Origin of the sequence: Pseudomonas entomophila (genome assembly GCF_018417595.1) — a bacterium.
In the GTDB taxonomy this organism is placed as follows: Bacteria; Pseudomonadota; Gammaproteobacteria; order Pseudomonadales; family Pseudomonadaceae; genus Aquipseudomonas; species Aquipseudomonas entomophila_C.
In genome coordinates this window covers 129,479-148,061 of record NZ_CP070982.1, presented here as the reverse complement: position 1 = coordinate 148,061, position 18,583 = coordinate 129,479, and the positions used below count along the sequence as shown (strand labels likewise).

At 60.1% G+C, this 18,583-nt stretch carries 10 protein-coding genes, 2 tRNA genes and 4 rRNA genes; 7 read left to right on the top strand and 9 right to left on the bottom strand.

The genetic code is table 11. From position 1 onward, the window contains the following. Positions 1 to 54: 54 nt before the first annotated feature. Positions 55 to 396, top strand: a complete 342-nt coding sequence (locus tag JYG34_RS00670) for a tryptophan synthase subunit beta (protein WP_213661087.1) — start codon at positions 55 to 57, stop codon at positions 394 to 396. Between the two features lie 111 nt (positions 397 to 507). Here JYG34_RS00670 and lapD read toward each other — a convergent pair whose 3' ends face one another. Then, positions 508 to 2,454, bottom strand: a complete 1,947-nt coding sequence (lapD, locus tag JYG34_RS00665; protein ID WP_213659081.1) for a cyclic di-GMP receptor LapD — start codon at positions 2,452 to 2,454, stop codon at positions 508 to 510. A gap of 10 nt (positions 2,455 to 2,464) precedes the next feature. Further along, positions 2,465 to 3,166, bottom strand: coding sequence for a cysteine protease LapG (gene lapG / locus JYG34_RS00660; RefSeq protein ID WP_240067204.1), 702 nt, complete (start codon positions 3,164 to 3,166; stop codon positions 2,465 to 2,467). Positions 3,167 to 3,434: 268 nt separating this feature from the next. Here lapG and JYG34_RS00655 point away from each other — a divergent pair, with 268 nt between their 5' ends. The 6 genes from JYG34_RS00655 to JYG34_RS00630 all read left to right on the top strand — a co-directional run bounded on the left by JYG34_RS00655 (position 3,435) and on the right by JYG34_RS00630 (position 10,999). Beyond that, a complete protein-coding gene (locus JYG34_RS00655) occupies positions 3,435 to 4,133 on the top strand; it encodes a GntR family transcriptional regulator (protein WP_213659079.1) in 699 nt (232 codons plus the stop codon). Positions 4,134 to 4,201: 68 nt separating this feature from the next. Continuing rightward, positions 4,202 to 4,777 carry a hypothetical protein gene (locus tag JYG34_RS00650; RefSeq protein WP_213659078.1) on the top strand — a complete coding sequence of 192 codons (576 nt, stop codon included), beginning with the start codon at positions 4,202 to 4,204 and terminating at the stop codon, positions 4,775 to 4,777. 579 nt (positions 4,778 to 5,356) lie between these two features. Beyond that, a complete protein-coding gene (locus tag JYG34_RS00645) occupies positions 5,357 to 6,133 on the top strand; it encodes a DUF3050 domain-containing protein (protein ID WP_213659077.1) in 777 nt (258 codons plus the stop codon). Next, the gene (locus tag JYG34_RS00640) at positions 6,130 to 7,059 is read left to right on the top strand and encodes a diiron oxygenase (RefSeq protein WP_213659076.1); all 930 of its coding nucleotides are present in this window, start codon (positions 6,130 to 6,132) and stop codon (positions 7,057 to 7,059) included. The genes JYG34_RS00645 and JYG34_RS00640 overlap by 4 nt, the downstream gene beginning before the upstream one ends. Before the next feature lie 10 nt (positions 7,060 to 7,069). Next, positions 7,070 to 10,501 (top strand): amino acid adenylation domain-containing protein, encoded by a 3,432-nt coding sequence (locus JYG34_RS00635; RefSeq protein WP_213659075.1) that lies wholly within the window; start codon positions 7,070 to 7,072, stop codon positions 10,499 to 10,501. Between the two features lie 30 nt (positions 10,502 to 10,531). Beyond that, positions 10,532 to 10,999 (top strand): SRPBCC family protein, encoded by a 468-nt coding sequence (locus JYG34_RS00630; protein WP_213659074.1) that lies wholly within the window; start codon positions 10,532 to 10,534, stop codon positions 10,997 to 10,999. A gap of 234 nt (positions 11,000 to 11,233) precedes the next feature. Here JYG34_RS00630 and rrf (JYG34_RS00625) read toward each other — a convergent pair. The 7 genes from rrf (JYG34_RS00625) to JYG34_RS00595 all read right to left on the bottom strand — a co-directional run bounded on the left by rrf (JYG34_RS00625) (position 11,234) and on the right by JYG34_RS00595 (position 18,570). Further along, a 5S ribosomal RNA gene (gene rrf / locus JYG34_RS00625) occupies positions 11,234 to 11,349 on the bottom strand. 109 nt (positions 11,350 to 11,458) lie between these two features. After that, positions 11,459 to 11,574 (bottom strand): 5S ribosomal RNA (rrf, locus tag JYG34_RS00620). 137 nt (positions 11,575 to 11,711) lie between these two features. Next, positions 11,712 to 14,604, bottom strand: a 23S ribosomal RNA gene (locus JYG34_RS00615). A 243-nt stretch (positions 14,605 to 14,847) separates the two neighbouring features. Then, positions 14,848 to 14,923: transfer RNA gene (locus JYG34_RS00610), tRNA-Ala, on the bottom strand. A gap of 6 nt (positions 14,924 to 14,929) precedes the next feature. Next, a tRNA-Ile gene (locus JYG34_RS00605) sits at positions 14,930 to 15,006 on the bottom strand. 78 nt (positions 15,007 to 15,084) lie between these two features. After that, positions 15,085 to 16,621 (bottom strand): 16S ribosomal RNA (locus JYG34_RS00600). Together the 16S, 23S and 5S rRNA genes with 2 tRNA genes alongside form the textbook arrangement of a ribosomal RNA operon. 728 nt (positions 16,622 to 17,349) lie before the next feature. Further along, the gene (locus JYG34_RS00595; RefSeq protein WP_213659073.1) at positions 17,350 to 18,570 is read right to left on the bottom strand and encodes a CaiB/BaiF CoA transferase family protein; all 1,221 of its coding nucleotides are present in this window, start codon (positions 18,568 to 18,570) and stop codon (positions 17,350 to 17,352) included. Positions 18,571 to 18,583: the final 13 nt, after the last annotated feature.

The following is an 18,583-nucleotide window of genomic DNA, read 5'->3' as shown; positions in this document are numbered from 1 at the left end:
TTTGCCTATGCTGCTGACTACCAAAAAGGATTCATCGTGACGAGGGACGCCGCCATGTTCTACGTGCAACGCGACGCCGAGGGCCAGTTGCTGCGGGTGGAAGCCGCCGCGTTTGACGGTTTTACCGACATGGTCCCGGCAGACAATGCCGAGATCCAGGAATGGTTCGCCGACGACGTTGTCGAGAACAGCCTCAAGCAGCTCAAGCAGAGCGACCTGGACATGATCCGGGTGCTCGAAGACCTGATCGAAGTGCTGACGGCCAAGGGGGTGTTCAGCATCACCGACCTGCCGCCGGGCGCCCAAGCCAAGCTGCTAAGCCGCTCCACCGCGCGCAAGGCGCTGGGCGGTTTGAACAACCTGATCGAGGAAGAAGAGGAAGGCGGGTTGATCTGAACGGCCCCGTTCGCTGTAGGAGCGGCTTCAGCCGCGATGCAGGTATCGCGGTGTGCGGCACCCGCTTCGCGGGTGATCGCGGCTAAAGCCGCTCCTACAGAGCGAGCAGGCTCAACGCCAAGGCGCAGGCTCACCCACCAGTTGTCCCTGGATCCCCTGCACCCCCATCTCGCGCAGCACCTTCAATTCCCCTTCGGTCTCCACCCGTTCGGCGATCAACGGCAGGTCGATGCTGTGCGCCGCCCGCTGGATGGCTTCGATGAACAGCCGCTTGTGCCGCTCATGGTCGATGTTGCGGATATAGCCACCATCGATCTTCAGGTAGGCCAGGCCCAGGTGCGCCAGGTTACCGATCATGCTGAAGCGGCCCCCGAAACGCTGCAGCGCCAGGCTGAACCCCAGCCCGCGCAAGCGACGGGTCAGTTGCTCGAGCATCGATTGTTCGGGCAACTGCTCTTCGCCGATCTCGAAGGTCAGGCGCGGCCCGATGGCGCGGTACTGGCCCAGCAGCTCGAAGACCCGCTGCAACGCCTTGGGGTCAGCCAGGGTCGCCGCCGACAAGTTCAGCGCCAGCGACTCGCCATGCCCCTGCAGGTGCTTGAGCACCTTCTCGAGCACCAGCAGGTCCAGCCGCGCCATCCAGCCGAAACGCTCGAGCCAGGGCAGGAAGCGCCCCGCCGCCAGGGCCTTGCCCTGCTCGTCGTGCAAGCGCGAGATGACCTTGTAGTGCAGCACCCGATCTGTCGCCCGGCAATCCACCACCGGCTGGAAGAACAACTCGAACTGCCCTTTGGAGAGCGCCTGGTCCAGGCGCATATGCCAGGCATGATGGCTGTCGGCGGCATCGGCCGCGGCCCCCTGCTCCAGGCACACCCAGCCCGGTTGCGGCTGGCTCTCGGCGCGGGCCAGCGCTTCGTCGGCAAGCTTGAGCAGGTCCTGGGGGACATCGCCTGGGTTGTAGGGTGCCAGGCCGATGCAGGCCACCGGGTCGACATCGCTGGCACCGGTTTCGTGCAGGCTCTGCAACGTCGTGGCCAGGGCCTGGGCCAGCTGGATCGCCTCGTCATGGACCATGCCCGGCGCCAACACGGCAAATTCGCCACCCCGGCTGCGGGTGATCAGGTCGTTGGTTTCCGGGTAGTGGGCACACGTGCGGCGCAGTTGTTCTCCCACCGCCTGCAGCAACTGGTCAGTGCGCTGACCGCCCAGCCGCGCGTTGAGGCCAGCCAGGTCCTGGACCCGCAGCAGCAGCAGGTAACCGGCGCGCGCCTCCTCCAGGTTGCTGACCCGGGCATTGAGCTGCATCTCGAAGTAGCGGCGGTTGGCCAGGCCCGTGAGGCTGTCCTGGTACGACTCGGTGCGCAGTTTCTCGCTGCGTTCGGCCTGTTCGGTGAACAGCGCCTTGAGCTTCTCGACCATCTGGTTCATCGCCTGCACCACCCGCCGCAGTTCCGGCGTGCGCGGCAGCTCGGGCAGGCTGAGGAATTCGCGGCGGGCGATGGCGTGGGACTGCGCCACCATGTAGTCCAGCGGCCGCAACTGCCGGCGCAGCAGCAGCGCACCGAGCACCGCGCTCACCGCGCCGCACAGCAGCAGCCAGCCAAGGCTGCCCAAGGCGCTCTGCCAGAGCTTGGCGAGGGCGAACATCGGGTGGCTGATCACCTCGACCCGCGCCGCCTGCTGCCAGCCACGGCTGACGATCGCGTCGCCCCCGGCCGGCTCCAGGCCGATCAGGTGGATGAACCAGCCCGGCACACCACCGCTGTCAGGCTCGGCATGGCGCTCGACCAGCACGGCATTGGAGCCCAGGTCGATGACCTTGATGCTGGTGTAGTAGCCACTGTCGAAGATCGAGCTGACCATCAGTTCGACCATCGCCGGGTCGTCGATGTTGGGTGTGAGCGACAGCGCCAGCGCGGTGGCCGCGTCCTGGGCGTGGGAGCGCAACTGGTTGACGTACTGGCTGCGCGAGCTCTCCAGGCTGACCATGAAGCTGCCACTGAAGGCGACCACCAGGAACAGGCAAATGGCTAGCAGCAATTGTTTGAACAGTGACATCTGTGCTCCTTCAGTAAACCGGTTCGGCCGGGAACCCTTCGGCCTGCATTTTCTTCAGCAGATCCTGCCAACGCGACAGGCGCTTGGTGTCGCCGACTTTCTTGTTGCCAGCAGCGCCGGTCAGCCACAGGCCTTCGCCATTGAAGGCGTACACCGGCAGCAGGTCGGTGCGCTGGCTGGCGGGCTTGATCGCGTCCATCAGGCTGTCGAGCACCAGAGGCTGGGCCTGTGGGCTTGAATAATAGGTCAGGACCATGTGCGCACGGTTCTGGCGCAGGGCCTTGACGTAGGTGATGCGCAGCTTCTCGGCCGGGATGCCCATGCGCCGCAGGCTGAAGTACTTGGCGATGGCATAGTCCTCGCAATCCCCCGCCCCCTTGATCAGCGACTGCACCGGCGTGGCCCAGTAGTCGACCTCATGCCACAGGTCGATATCCTCGACATAGCGCAACTGCTGGTTGAAGAAGCGATTGACCACCTGCAACTGCTCCAGCTCGCTGCCCTGCTTCTGCGTGGCGAGCAGTTGCTGCCAGGCATCGATGCGCTTCTGGCCCTCGCCCAACGGCCCATAGAGCGCCTGGGCACGGCGGCTGATCTGGGAAAAGTCCCAATCCGCCTGCGTGACGCCCAGCAACAGGCCGCCGAGCAGCACGGCGAGGCCGAAGCGGCGCAGGGTCGTATTGAGAGTCCAAGGTATCGCCACTGCGGACACCTGTTCAGATCATTCGAAAGCAGCGATGGTGCGGGCTGGCGGTGCAAAAGACAATGGCACCTTGCGATCATGCTGCCAGCCGTCGGCAAACCTGCTCCACAAAGACCATGCAAGGAGGCCCGCGACTTCCCTTGGCAGCCGACTTCCTTCACGATAGCCGCGTTCGATGAACGGGCACAGGCCCACATCCACTTGCCGTTTGACAAGCGGCCCCGTCCCTCACTAGGGTTATTGGATCCAATCTTCATGTTGCCGAGGCTGAACCCGCGTGGCTGAGAAACCCAAACTCCTGAGCACCGTGCTGGGCAGCGAGCAAGTTCCGCCGCACCTCGCCCGCAGCGTCATCGAAGAGCGCCTGCGCAGTGCCATCCTCGATGGCCGCCTGCCCCCGGGCACCGCCCTGCGCCAACAGGAGCTGGCCAGCCTCTTCGGCGTCAGCCGCATGCCGGTGCGCGAAGCCCTGCGCCAGCTCGAAGCGCAATCGCTGCTGCAGGTGGTCATGCATAAAGGCGCCGTGGTCGCGCCGCTGATCGGCGAGGACGCGGTCGACACCTACGCGCTGCGTGTCATCCTCGAGACCGAGGCCCTGCGCCAATCGATTCCCCTGCTCGATGCCAATGACATCGCCCAGGCCCGTGGTTATATCCAGCAGTTGGAAAACGAAACCCGTCACGCCGAGATCGGTCGCCTCAACCGCCTGTTCCACATGGCCCTCTACAGCAAGGCGCACAACCAGAAGCTGCTGCGCATGATCGAGATCGAGCTCAACGAAGAGGAGCGCTTCCTGCGTTTCCACCTGTCGTCGATGGGGCTGGGCAAGCTGACACAGGACGACCATATCGCCTTGGTGGATGCGGCCAGCGACAAACTGGTGGATGATGCCGTGAAGTTGCTCGAAGCCCACCTGAACAATGCCGCCCGCACCATCAGGAAGTACCTCGACCGACAGTCGACAGCCGATCAGTGACACCCCGCAGCCACGGTCGTGGCTGGGTCGGCAAGGAACGTCATCCGGCATAAGGAACGCCAGTGCACGTGCAGACGCTACAGGGAACAACAATCGAACCACCTGCCCGGATCCGCCTGATCTGCCTGGCCTACGACCGACAACAGCTCATGCAGTACCGCACCTGGGCCCAGACCCTGTGCGATCCCATCGAACTGATTGCCGCGGATGTCCCTCCCTCTGTCCGACTGGATGGGTTCGACCCCGCGCAACCTCCCTGCCCCCTCGCCCGTGCGTTGCTCGACAAACTCCAGCCCTACCTCGCCCACCCCCATGCCATCTTCGGCCAGGGCCTTGGCGCGCATGTGGCGGTGGCACTGACCCAGTTGGCGCAGAACCATCATCCTGGGCAGACTCGCCATCTCTTTGTTTCCACTTATGACAGCCCTTCCCCCCGCCTGGACATCACCACCCGCCAGGCCATCCAGGTGCCGATGACCGTGCTGTACCTTCCCGGCTCGCTGCCGGCCATGCTTGGCTGGCACAGCCTTGCCCGCCAGGGCCTTGAGCTGATCGAGCTGCCCGCGCAATCGGTCGACACCTCACTGCTCAACCAGCGCCTGGTGCGCATCATCAACACCCACCTCGGCCTGCTCAGCTTGTAGCCACGCACGCTTACGCCCCCTCCAGAAACATCCATTTGCGTTGTCATGGCTGCCGCAAGCCATGGCAGTGCCAGCATTTTGGGCACACTCTAGTCCCCGCGCCGACCGCTGATCACCCGACGGGCCTGGTCGGCTGCACTTTATCCACCAGAAGAAGGAGTGTGGTACCGGGGCAAGGACCGCAAGCGATCAGCCGCCCCTTAATAGTCAAACCTCCCCTGACTCCGTTTATCAGTGCTCCGAGTGAGGCATTCACTCCGTCGTATTCTTTTCTGATAGTTAATTATCGGAAGGGGCACTTATTGCCTAAATAAAGCTTACCAGAAAGTTTTATATACCCTCTATTTGCTCGTAAAAAACACAAACTTAAAATAATTAAAAAAACATTTGCCGACAACTTTGAAGTTGCTCTAACTTTTATATCGCCAGGCGCCGACAACCTGTAACAACCGCGCCCCTGGCCTCTGCAGGTTCATCAATATCGATTTTGCTTCGAGGGCCTCGTGCACCTCGAATATGGCAAAGCGAACAACCCGCAGTGAAATAACAATCCCTCAAATGCCCACAACGGACATCATCATGAGCACATTGAAGAGCACACTTTCCAACAAGAAGATCGCACTTTCCCGGCACCCGCTGTTTTCCGAGATCGACTCGCTCGACACGTTGCGTCGTTTCATGGAAACCCACGTTTTTGCCGTCTGGGATTTCATGTCACTGACCAAACGCCTGCAACAGGAGCTGACCTGCGTCAGCCTGCCCTGGCTGCCCCCGGCAGACCCGGCCGCTGCCCGCCTGATCAACGAGATCGTGCTGGGCGAGGAATCCGACGACCGCCTCGACCACGGTCACTACAGCCACTTCGAGCTGTACCTGGACGCCATGCGCGAGGTCGGCGCCTGCACCCAGGCGATCGAACGCTTCATCAGCCTCCAGCAACAGGGCGTCGACGCGCTGAGCGCCCTGCCCCGCGCTGGAGCCAGCGAAGCGGCCCAGCACTTCGTGCGCGACACCCTCGAAGTGGCCCTGGAAGCCCCCGCGCACCGCGTCGCCGCCGCCTTCCTGCACGGCCGTGAAAGCGTCATCCCGATGATGTTCCAGCAGATCCTCGACGAATGGGGCATCGACAGCGAGCAGGCCCCCACCTTCCGCTACTACCTGCAACGGCATATCGAGGTCGACTCCGAAGACCACGGCCCGGCCGCCGAGCAGTTGCTGGCACGCCTGGTCGATCACGACCCGGTACGCCAGGAGGACGTCTACGCCGCCGCCATCGCCGCGGTGGACAGCCGCATGGCCCTGTGGGACCGCCTGCGCGCCTCGCTGCAAACCCCTGTCGCCGAGGTCACCCCATGAACGCCCATGAATACCGCTCCTTCGCCGAGGTCTGGGAAGAGCGCGCCACCATCCGCACCCGGCCCCGGCGCCTGGTCGAGGACGACCAGCGGCTGATCTACCCGCTCAGCCGCCAACCCCTGGTGCTGGGTGCCACCTTCCAGCGCGAGTGCCCGCAGTTGCGCGACTTCGTATTGGTGCAGAGCCTCTACAAGTTCATCAACGACGTGGTGATCTTCGAGACCGAGATCGTCGACCGTACCGCACGGCGCATCGCCAAGGACCGCTTCGCCGTGCGCTTCCCGTTCGCCTGCCGCTACGACGCCATGACCGTGGTGGTGGACGAGGACTACCACGCCCTGGTGGCCATGGACTTCCTGCAGCAGACCGTCGCCCTGACCGGTATCGAACCGATCGCCCTGCCCCAGGAGATCGAGCTCAGCCGGGCCATCCCGGCGGCCCTGGCGCAGGTACCCGAGGGCCTGCGCGATGCCGTGGAGCTGATCTGCGTGGGCATTGCCGAGAACACCCTGACCGACGATGTGGCGGCGTTCGCCCGCGACGACTCGGTCAAGCCCTCGGTGAAAGGCCTGATGGCCGACCACCTGCTCGATGAGGGCCGTCACTCGAGCTTCTGGGCACGCCTGACGCGGATCTACTGGCAGGCGGCAGCCGAAGCCGACCGCCAGGCGATCGCCGAGGTGCTGCCGGTGTTCCTGCGCCAGTACCTGACCAACGACATCCAACAAGCCTTCGACCGTGCCCTTATCGCCGCACTGCCGGTGACCGAGACGCTGCGCCAGGCCTTGCGCGAAGAAGCTCAAGGGCTGGCCTACCCGATCAACCACCAACATCCGTTGCTGGGCAACATCCTGCGCTTCTTCCGTGCCAGTTCGATGCTTGAGTCGGCCTGCGTACAGCAGGCCCTGCGCGACTACCTGCCCTGAGGACACCCTGATGAGACGCCTCGACATACTCCTGGTGGGCCACAGCCCCGCCCTGGGGCAACTGGCCCAGCGGCTCGACGAACACGGCCATGGCATCACCACCGCCAACGACGCCGACGCCTTGCGCCGACAACTGATCGCCCGCCCGCACCTGGTGGTGGAGGACGGCAGCCTGGTGCTGAACAGCAGCGACTGGCAATCGCTGGACGCGACGCCCCTGCTGAGGCTGCGCCTGGGTGCCAGCTTCGCCGAAACCCTGCCACGCCTCGAGACCCTGTGCTGGTGCGGCAGTGCCAGCGCCCAGCGGCTGATCGAACGCCTGCCCGTACCGTCGCCTGCCTCCGGCAACGGCCAGCAACTGCGTGAGGACACCCTGCAAGCCCTGAACGACCTGCTCGCCCTGCAGGTCACCCGCTACGCCCGCAACCCGCAGTACCTGCAGGACGCACCCGCTGTCAGCCCCGGCGTGCAGGAGCGCGAACATGGCCTGGACTGGCTGGAGGCGCTGGCCTACCGGCACCCGTTCAACCGCACGCTGCGCGCCGACCTCCTGGAACAGGCCGAGACCGGCTTGATCGGGCAACTGGAGCACAGCCTGCGCCAACACGCCGAACGCACAGCGTTGAATCGCGACGGCCAGCGCTACCGCTATCGGCAGCTGCACGCCCGCACCGTGGCGATCCAGCGTACGCTACTGCCGCTGTTGCCAGAGGCTGGCGAGCACCCTCCGGTGGTCGCCGTGTGCATGGCCAAGTCGCCCGAGCTCTATGCCAGCTTGCTGGCGATCCTGGGCTGTTCGGCCATTTACCTACCCCTGGACCCGGCGACCCCGGTCGAACGTCGTCAACGCATCCTGGCGGACGCCAATGCCTGTGTGCTGCTGCACGACGGCCAAGAAGCCGTGGATATACGGCACCTGGATGTACGCGCGCTGCCGGAAGCCGAGGACGCCCACCTGCCCACACTGGCACAGCGCCCGGCCTGCGCCGGCCAGGCCTGCGTGGCGATCTACACCTCCGGTACCACGGGCCTGCCCAAGGGCGTGCTGCTCAGCCAGGGCAACCTGGCGCACTTCATGGCCTGGTATCGCGAGCACGTGGCACTGGACCGGCACAGCCGAGTGCTGCAGTTCTCCACCATCGGCTTCGACGCTTCCCTGCTGGATATCCTGCCCACCTTCGCCTGCGGTGCCGAACTGGTGCTGCCCAGCGAAGACCAGCGCCGTGACCCGCAACAGCTGGCGCGACTTATCCACAGCCAGGACGTCAGCCATGCGTTCCTGCCGCCGGCATTGTTGAGCATCCTTCCGCGCGATATGCCGCTGGGCCTTGAGCATCTGGTCACTGGCGGCGATGTCTGCGAACCGGAAGTCATCGCCCGGCTGTCCGGGCAATGCCGGATGCACAACATCTATGGCCCGACCGAAACCACCGTGCTGGCAACTACCCGGGTGTTTGCCAGCGGCGACAGCAACCGCAACCTCGGCCTGCCCATCGCCAACACCCAGGTGCTGATCCTCGACGAAGACCTGCGCCCGGTCACGCAGCAGACTGCAGGCGAGCTTTACATCACCGGCCCCGGTGTCGGACTCGGTTATCTGAACAACCCGGCGCTGACCGCCGAACGCTTCGTCGAGGTGTACCTGCCCGACGGCCGCACGCTACGTGCCTACCGCACGGGCGATATCGGCAAGTGGACCCCCCAGGGCATCGAGTTGTGCGGTCGGCGTGACAACCAGGTGAAGATCCGCGGCTTTCGCGTTGAGCCGGAAGAGATCGAACACTGCCTGCGTGACAGCCTGTTGTTCGCCCAGGTGGCGGTCGTGATCGATGCCCAGCGCCGCGTGCTTGCGTTCGTCGCCCATGGCCACGGCGCAGATGCCGAACAGCAACTACGCGCGCACGCCGAGCAGCACCTGCCTGACTACATGCGCCCGATGTTCTATCAGGAGCTGGAGCAGATGCCCTACACCGCCAATGGCAAGGTGGATCGCCAGGCGCTGTCGCAGCGACCACTGGCCTTGCCCACCCGCCATTGCCTGCAACCGGGCACCGCCACCGAACATCGCTTGCGTGGCCTGTGGAGTGAACTGCTGGAACTGCCGGAAGCAGACATTTCCATCGATGACAGCTTCTTCAACCTCGGTGGCCATTCAATCCTGCTGTCGCGGTTACTGCTGGCGGTGCGTGATGGCTTCGGCCAGGGCGTGGCGATCAATCGCTTTATCGAACAACCGACCCTGCAGCGGTTGGGTGCCTTGCTCGATGGTGACGACACGGCGCAACAGCACTCGCTGGAGCGCCTGGAGCAGGACGCCAACCGCGACCTCGCCCTGCAGGTACTGCCTGTCGAGCGCCTGGGCGATGTGCACAAGGTGATCGTCACCGGGGCCAACAGCTTCCTCGGCGTGCACCTGGTCGAAGCCCTGCTGGATTGGGGGGCCACCGAGGTGGCCTGCCTGGTGCGCAGTGCCGAGGGTGTGGATGCCGCCGAACGCTTTGCCCGGTCGTTGCGTGACAACCACCTCACCCTCGACCTCTCACGCATCAAGGTCTTCGAGGCCGACCTGCGCAAGCCACGTCTGGGCCTGTCACAGGCCGACTACGACTACCTGGACGAAGGCTATGGCGCCCTGCTGCACAACGCTGCGCAGGTCAACCATGTGCTCGATTATCAGGTACTGGCCGCCGACAACATCGAGCCGTTGTTCGAGTGCCTGCGCCTGTGCGAGGGCCGGCGCAAGAAGATCTTCAACTTCGTCTCCACCCTCTCCGCCTGCAGTGCCGTGGACAGCCATGGCCAGGTACTGGAGGACGAACCGGCGAGCACCCCGCCAATCTACATCCGCAACGGCTACAACCTGAGCAAGTGGGTCGGTGAACGCATCCTCAGTCGCGCCCGCGCGCAAGGGGTGTGGGTCAACCTGTTCCGCCCGGGGAACATCACCTTCGACAGCCGTACCGGCGCCTGCCAGCCCCAGCGCAATCGCCTGATGCTGATGCTCAAGGGTTCGCTGCAACTGGGGCAGGTACCTGGCCTGGAAATCGACTTCGACCTGATGCCGGTGGACTTCCTCTCGCGCTTCATTGCTTTCCACAGCAGCCGCCACCAGGCCGGGCAATGCGTGTTCAACCTGCACAACCCCGAGCCTTTGCGCTGGCGCGACTACCTGGCTTCGTTCCGTGAACAGGGCCATGCCTTCGAGCTGGTCAGCATCGAGCAGTGGCAGCGCCAGTTGCGCCGGGTCGACCGCGACAACGCGCTGTACGACGTCCTGGGCTTCTACCTGGATGGTTTCGAGGAAGACATCGGCGACATCTCCGGGATTGCCCATGCCAACGCCCGTGACGGGGTGAGGCGCATGGGCGCCCAGTACCCCAGCAAGAACCCCGAACTGCTGCGCCGCGGCTGCCAGTACCTGGCCGACATCGGCTTCATATGACCCCTTTTCACACAACAGGAGCAACACAGCATGCAAGCACTCAAACCCGATACCCTGATCCGCAACCCTGAAGGGTGCGAGGTGGTCTCCAGCGTGGAAATCACCGCGCCCGCCGCCGCCGTGTGGAACATCGTCGGCAACTTCGCCGGGTTCCCAGTGTTCATCCCCGCGCTCGCGCACATCGACATGACCGGCAGCGGTGTGCGTTCGCTGCGCAAGAAACTGTTCAAGGATGGCAACGTGGTCATCGAGCAGCTCAATTCCCGCGATGACCAGGCCATGCATATGACCTGGAGCCTGATCTACACCAGCCTGAACATCGGAAACCTGTGGGCTGCGATGGAGGTGCAAGCGATCGACGCCAACCACAGCCGCGCGACCTGGACCATCCAGGCCGAGCCTTGGCAGGGCGGCCCCGAGGCGCTGCCGGGCTTCCAGGCGTTTCTCCAGGGGTTTGCCGATGAGGCGATGGGGAATGTGAAGAACCTGCTGAGCTGATCTACCCGTAACAAAAAGCCGCTCCCCTTGGAGCGGCTTTTTTGTGCCTGCTGGAAATTTGTAGGAGCGGCTTTAGCCGCGATGCGGACAACGCGGTGCCTGGCACCCGCTTCGCGGCTGATCGCGGCTAAAGCCGCTCCTACAGAGGTCGTGCCCAATCAATGGGTACGGTTTCTACGCAGCGGAAAAGACAAAGCCCCTGACCGCATTGCGATCAGGGGCTTCGGAATTGAATCTTGACGATGACCTACTCTCACATGGGGAAACCCCACACTACCATCGGCGATGCATCGTTTCACTGCTGAGTTCGGGATGGGATCAGGTGGTTCCAATGCTCTATGGTCGTCAAGAAATTCTGTGTGCCGGTCCGTCCGTGGGACGTGCCAGCGAATCTCTGTACTCTCTACTTAAAGACAAAACCCCTACCTGCCTGCGCAGATAGGGGTTTTGCGAAATGAATCTTGACGATGACCTACTCTCACATGGGGAAACCCCACACTACCATCGGCGATGCATCGTTTCACTGCTGAGTTCGGGATGGGATCAGGTGGTTCCAATGCTCTATGGTCGTCAAGAAATTCTGTTGCCAGAAGATCCAGATGGATACTCCAGCGAATTCGGATATGTGATCTTTGTGGTTCGTTGCGAACTTTCGGTTCGTATCGTCTTCACCACCACAATCTGCTTCGTGTGCAGATTGCTTGGGTGTTATATGGTCAAGCCTCACGGGCAATTAGTATTGGTTAGCTCAACGCCTCACAGCGCTTACACACCCAACCTATCAACGTCGTAGTCTTCGACGGCCCTTCAGGGGATTCAAGATCCCAGTGAGATCTCATCTTGAGGCAAGTTTCCCGCTTAGATGCTTTCAGCGGTTATCTCTTCCGAACATAGCTACCCGGCAATGCCACTGGCGTGACAACCGGAACACCAGAGGTTCGTCCACTCCGGTCCTCTCGTACTAGGAGCAGCCCCTCTCAAATCTCAAACGTCCACGGCAGATAGGGACCGAACTGTCTCACGACGTTCTAAACCCAGCTCGCGTACCACTTTAAATGGCGAACAGCCATACCCTTGGGACCGGCTTCAGCCCCAGGATGTGATGAGCCGACATCGAGGTGCCAAACACCGCCGTCGATATGAACTCTTGGGCGGTATCAGCCTGTTATCCCCGGAGTACCTTTTATCCGTTGAGCGATGGCCCTTCCATACAGAACCACCGGATCACTAAGACCTACTTTCGTACCTGCTCGACGTGTTTGTCTCGCAGTCAAGCGCGCTTTTGCCTTTATACTCTACGACCGATTTCCGACCGGTCTGAGCGCACCTTCGTACTCCTCCGTTACTCTTTGGGAGGAGACCGCCCCAGTCAAACTACCCACCATACACTGTCCTCGATCCGGATAACGGACCTGAGTTAGAACCTCAAGGTTGCCAGGGTGGTATTTCAAGGATGGCTCCATGAGAACTGGCGTCCCCACTTCAAAGCCTCCCACCTATCCTACACAAGCAAGCTCAAAGTCCAGTGCAAAGCTATAGTAAAGGTTCACGGGGTCTTTCCGTCTAGCCGCGGATACACTGCATCTTCACAGCGATTTCAATTTCACTGAGTCTCGGGTGGAGACAGCGCCGCCATCGTTACGCCATTCGTGCAGGTCGGAACTTACCCGACAAGGAATTTCGCTACCTTAGGACCGTTATAGTTACGGCCGCCGTTTACCGGGGCTTCGATCAAGAGCTTCGCTTGCGCTAACCCCATCAATTAACCTTCCGGCACCGGGCAGGCGTCACACCCTATACGTCCACTTTCGTGTTTGCAGAGTGCTGTGTTTTTAATAAACAGTCGCAGCGGCCTGGTATCTTCGACCGGCGTGGGCTTACGCAGCAAGTGCTTCACCCTCACCGGCGCACCTTCTCCCGAAGTTACGGTGCCATTTTGCCTAGTTCCTTCACCCGAGTTCTCTCAAGCGCCTTGGTATTCTCTACCTAACCACCTGTGTCGGTTTGGGGTACGGTTCCCAGTTATCTGAAGCTTAGGAGCTTTTCTTGGAAGCATGGCATCAACCACTTCGCGCTCTAATGAGCACTCGTCATCAGCTCTCGGCCTTGAGATCCCGGATTTGCCTAAGATCTCAGCCTACCACCTTAAACTTGGACAACCAACGCCAAGCTGGCCTAGCCTTCTCCGTCCCTCCATCGCAATAACTGGAAGTACAGGAATATTAACCTGTTTTCCATCGACTACGCTTTTCAGCCTCGCCTTAGGGACCGACTAACCCTGCGTCGATTAACGTTGCGCAGGAAACCTTGGTCTTTCGGCGTGCGAGTTTTTCACTCGCATTGTCGTTACTCATGTCAGCATTCGCACTTCTGATACCTCCAGCAAGCTTCTCAACTCACCTTCACAGGCTTACAGAACGCTCCTCTACCGCATCACCAAAGGTGATACCCGTAGCTTCGGTGCATGGTTTGAGCCCCGTTACATCTTCCGCGCAGGCCGACTCGACTAGTGAGCTATTACGCTTTCTTTAAAGGGTGGCTGCTTCTAAGCCAACCTCCTAGCTGTCTAAGCCTTCCCACATCGTTTCCCACTTAACCATGACTTTGGGACCTTAGCTGACGGTCTGGGTTGTTTCCCTTTTCACGACGGACGTTAGCACCCGCCGTGTGTCTCCCATGCTCGGCACTTGTAGGTATTCGGAGTTTGCATCGGTTTGGTAAGTCGGGATGACCCCCTAGCCGAAACAGTGCTCTACCCCCTACAGTGATACATGAGGCGCTACCTAAATAGCTTTCGAGGAGAACCAGCTATCTCCGAGCTTGATTAGCCTTTCACTCCGATCCACAGGTCATCCGCTAACTTTTCAACGGTAGTCGGTTCGGTCCTCCAGTCAGTGTTACCTAACCTTCAACCTGCCCATGGATAGATCGCCCGGTTTCGGGTCTATACCCAGCGACTAAAGCGCCCTATTAAGACTCGCTTTCGCTACGCCTCCCCTATTCGGTTAAGCTCGCCACTGAATATAAGTCGCTGACCCATTATACAAAAGGTACGCAGTCACCTAACAAAGTAGGCTCCCACTGCTTGTACGCATACGGTTTCAGGTTCTATTTCACTCCCCTCTCCGGGGTTCTTTTCGCCTTTCCCTCACGGTACTGGTTCACTATCGGTCAGTCAGTAGTATTTAGCCTTGGAGGATGGTCCCCCCATGTTCAGACAAAGTTTCTCGTGCTCCGTCCTACTCGATTTCACTGGCAAGAGATTTTCGTGTACGGGGCTATCACCCACTATGGCCGCACTTTCCAGAGCGTTCCACTAATCTCAAACCAGCTTAAGGGCTGGTCCCCGTTCGCTCGCCACTACTAAGGGAATCTCGGTTGATTTCTTTTCCTCAGGGTACTTAGATGTTTCAGTTCCCCTGGTTCGCCTCTTGCACCTATGTATTCAGTACAAGATACTCAGCTTATGCTGAGTGGGTTCCCCCATTCAGAGATCTCTGGATCACAGTCTGTTTGCCGACTCCCCAAAGCTTATCGCAGGCTACCACGTCTTTCATCGCCTCTGACTGCCAAGGCATCCACCGTATGCGCTTCTTCACTTGACCATATAACCCCAAGCAATCTGGTTATACTGTGAAGACGACATTCGCCGAAAATTCGCACGTCGCTCTTTCGAGCAGAACTCACAAATTTTACCTTAGCCTGAATAACCAGCAGTGAAACTGGCATTCAGTCTATTTCTATCACATATCCGAATTTTTAAAGAACGATCTGACAAAAGCCAGAAATCAACATTCATCAACGAATGCTCATTTCTAAGTTCTGATCAAGTGACACAACTGCGAAAGTGGTGGAGCCAAGCGGGATCGAACCGCTGACCTCCTGCGTGCAAGGCAGGCGCTCTCCCAGCTGAGCTATGGCCCCGCATATTGGTAGGTCTGGGCAGATTTGAACTGCCGACCTCACCCTTATCAGGGGTGCGCTCTAACCAACTGAGCTACAGACCTAGTATTGGGTCTTGATCGTCTTTACATCTGAATCAAGCAATTCGTGTGGGAGCTCATCAGCAGGCTGATGTCGTCGATTAAGGAGGTGATCCAGCCGCAGGTTCCCCTACGGCTACCTTGTTACGACTTCACCCCAGTCATGAATCACACCGTGGTAACCGTCCCCCCGAAGGTTAGACTAGCTACTTCTGGTGCAACCCACTCCCATGGTGTGACGGGCGGTGTGTACAAGGCCCGGGAACGTATTCACCGCAACATTCTGATTTGCGATTACTAGCGATTCCGACTTCACGCAGTCGAGTTGCAGACTGCGATCCGGACTACGATCGGTTTTGTGAGATTAGCTCCACCTCGCGGCTTGGCAACCCTCTGTACCGACCATTGTAGCACGTGTGTAGCCCAGGCCGTAAGGGCCATGATGACTTGACGTCATCCCCACCTTCCTCCGGTTTGTCACCGGCAGTCTCCTTAGAGTGCCCACCATAACGTGCTGGTAACTAAGGACAAGGGTTGCGCTCGTTACGGGACTTAACCCAACATCTCACGACACGAGCTGACGACAGCCATGCAGCACCTGTGTCAGAGTTCCCGAAGGCACCAATCCATCTCTGGAAAGTTCTCTGCATGTCAAGGCCTGGTAAGGTTCTTCGCGTTGCTTCGAATTAAACCACATGCTCCACCGCTTGTGCGGGCCCCCGTCAATTCATTTGAGTTTTAACCTTGCGGCCGTACTCCCCAGGCGGTCAACTTAATGCGTTAGCTGCGCCACTAAAATCTCAAGGATTCCAACGGCTAGTTGACATCGTTTACGGCGTGGACTACCAGGGTATCTAATCCTGTTTGCTCCCCACGCTTTCGCACCTCAGTGTCAGTATCAGTCCAGGTGGTCGCCTTCGCCACTGGTGTTCCTTCCTATATCTACGCATTTCACCGCTACACAGGAAATTCCACCACCCTCTACCATACTCTAGCTCGCCAGTTTTGGATGCAGTTCCCAGGTTGAGCCCGGGGCTTTCACATCCAACTTAACGAACCACCTACGCGCGCTTTACGCCCAGTAATTCCGATTAACGCTTGCACCCTCTGTATTACCGCGGCTGCTGGCACAGAGTTAGCCGGTGCTTATTCTGTCGGTAACGTCAAAACAGCAAGGTATTAACTTACTGCCCTTCCTCCCAACTTAAAGTGCTTTACAATCCGAAGACCTTCTTCACACACGCGGCATGGCTGGATCAGGCTTTCGCCCATTGTCCAATATTCCCCACTGCTGCCTCCCGTAGGAGTCTGGACCGTGTCTCAGTTCCAGTGTGACTGATCATCCTCTCAGACCAGTTACGGATCGTCGCCTTGGTGAGCCATTACCCCACCAACTAGCTAATCCGACCTAGGCTCATCTGATAGCGCAAGGCCCGAAGGTCCCCTGCTTTCTCCCGTAGGACGTATGCGGTATTAGCGTTCCTTTCGAAACGTTGTCCCCCACTACCAGGCAGATTCCTAGGCATTACTCACCCGTCCGCCGCTGAATCAAGGAGCAAGCTCCCGTCATCCGCTCGACTTGCATGTGTTAGGCCTGCCGCCAGCGTTCAATCTGAGCCATGATCAAACTCTTCAGTTCAATACTGCTTGGGTTTTTAAGAAACCCTAAACTTGGCTCAGCAATCTCAAATGACTATGTGATTTCTCGCATGGTCACTTGTGATGCTGATAATCTTTGTGACTATCAGTCCGTACTCACAAGCACCCACACGAATTGCTTGATTCAATTTGTTAAAGAGCGATTGGTTAAGAGCTTTTCATCTCAACCGAGGCGCGCATTCTACGCTAACCTCATTTCGTGTCAAGCGTTATTTTCGAAGTTTTTCGTTCAACTTCAAACACTTGACTCGCTGCGATCTCTCGTAGCGGGAGGCGAATCATACAGCGTTACAACCTGCTGTCAACCACCTTTTTCACCGCTTTCGATCTGAAACCGAAGCCCTTCCAGCACCTTCGAACTCGCTTAACTCGTTGATTCTCAAGGAGTTTCGCGTTCCGTTGTCGCTGGAAGTGGGGCGCATTATAAGGGGATCTGAAACACCGTCAACCTTTAATTTCAATAATTTCAAATAATTAGCGAAAAGACCGCATCAGGGCCGCCAGGCGTGCACTCAGCACCTGCACCGCCGTTGGGATCGAGCGCCGCCGTGCGGCGCTCGATCTGATAGGCGCCACAGAAATCAAGGCGGGCACCTCTCAAAACCAACACCATCTAAAGACAGGCACCTGCCAGCCACAACGCTATCTATGAAGTCCCAAAAGCAAAGCGGGGAGGCCCGTCGGCCTCCCCGCTCTCTCTATATAGCTTCACAGCACCCCAGCAACCCGCAACCGCTCCACCGCCTCAGCATCCAACCCCAGCACATCCCCCAACACTGCCTCGGTATGCTCTCCCAGCAACGGCGGTGCCTGTCGATACTCCACCGGCGTCTCCGACAACCGGATCGGGCTGGCCACCTGAGGCACGCTGCCCGCCAACGGATGATCCATCTTCACCGCCAGCCCACGCGCAAGCACCTGCGGGTCCTGGAACATCCGCGCCAGGTCATTGATCGGACCACAAGGCACGCCCGCCTTCTCCAGCTCCCCGATCCACTGCGCCGTGGTCTTGAACACCGTGGCCTGGCGAATCAACGGAATCAGCTCGGCCCGATTGGCCACCCTCTGCTTGTTAGTGGCAAACCGCGGATCATCCGCCCACTGCGGCTGACCAGCCACCTCGGCGAACTTGCGGAACTGCCCATCGTTACCCACGGTGAGGATGAAGTCGCCATCCGCCGTCGGAAAGTCCTGGTAAGGCACGATATTGGGATGCGCGTTACCCAACCGGCGCGGAGCAGTACCCGTGGTGAGGTAGTTCATCGCCTGGTTGGCCAGGCAGGCCACCTGCACATCCAACAGTGCCATGTCGATGTGCTGGCCAATACCGGCCTGGTCGCGGTGAGCGAGGGCAGCCAGGATAGCCACGGTGGAATACAGCCCGGTGAGGATGTCGGTCAAGGCAACCCCTACCTTCATCGGACCGGCACCTTCTTCACCCTCCGGACGCCCGGTCAGGCTCATCAGCCCACCCAGCCCCTGGATCATGAAGTCATAGCCCGCACGCTTGGCATACGGCCCCGTCTGGCCAAAGCCTGTGATCGAGCAATAGATAAGCTTCGGATTGACGGCCTTCAGGCTCTGGTAATCCAACCCATAGCCAGCCAACCCGCCGACCTTGAAATTCTCGATGACGATATCCGACTTCGCCGCCAGTTCCCGCACCAGGCGCTGACCTTCCGGCTGGGTGAAGTCGATGGTCACCGAGCGCTTGTTGCGGTTGGCCGACAGGTAGTAGGCCGCCTCACTGGTGTTCTCACCCTGGGCATCACGCAGGAAGGGCGGCCCCCAGGAACGGGTGTCGTCACCCGAGCCCGGACGCTCGACCTTGATCACGTCCGCGCCAAGGTCGGCCAGGATCTGGCCAGACCATGGGCCGGCCAGTACTCGGGAAAGATCCAGCACCCGCAGATGGGAAAGCGCACCCATGGCCTGGCTCCTC

Bases quoted from the DNA above. Each gene is read 5' to 3' on its own strand.
- JYG34_RS00670 (WP_213661087.1), top strand. From the start codon at position 55: ATGTTCTACGTGCAACGCGACGCCGAGGGCCAGTTGCTGCGGGTGGAA.
- lapD (WP_213659081.1), bottom strand. From the start codon at position 2,454: ATGTCACTGTTCAAACAATTGCTGCTAGCCATTTGCCTGTTCCTGGTG.
- JYG34_RS00645 (WP_213659077.1), top strand. From the start codon at position 5,357: ATGAGCACATTGAAGAGCACACTTTCCAACAAGAAGATCGCACTTTCC.
- JYG34_RS00640 (WP_213659076.1), top strand. From the start codon at position 6,130: ATGAACGCCCATGAATACCGCTCCTTCGCCGAGGTCTGGGAAGAGCGC.
- JYG34_RS00635 (WP_213659075.1), top strand. From the start codon at position 7,070: ATGAGACGCCTCGACATACTCCTGGTGGGCCACAGCCCCGCCCTGGGG.
- JYG34_RS00630 (WP_213659074.1), top strand. From the start codon at position 10,532: ATGCAAGCACTCAAACCCGATACCCTGATCCGCAACCCTGAAGGGTGC.
- JYG34_RS00595 (WP_213659073.1), bottom strand. From the start codon at position 18,570: ATGGGTGCGCTTTCCCATCTGCGGGTGCTGGATCTTTCCCGAGTACTG.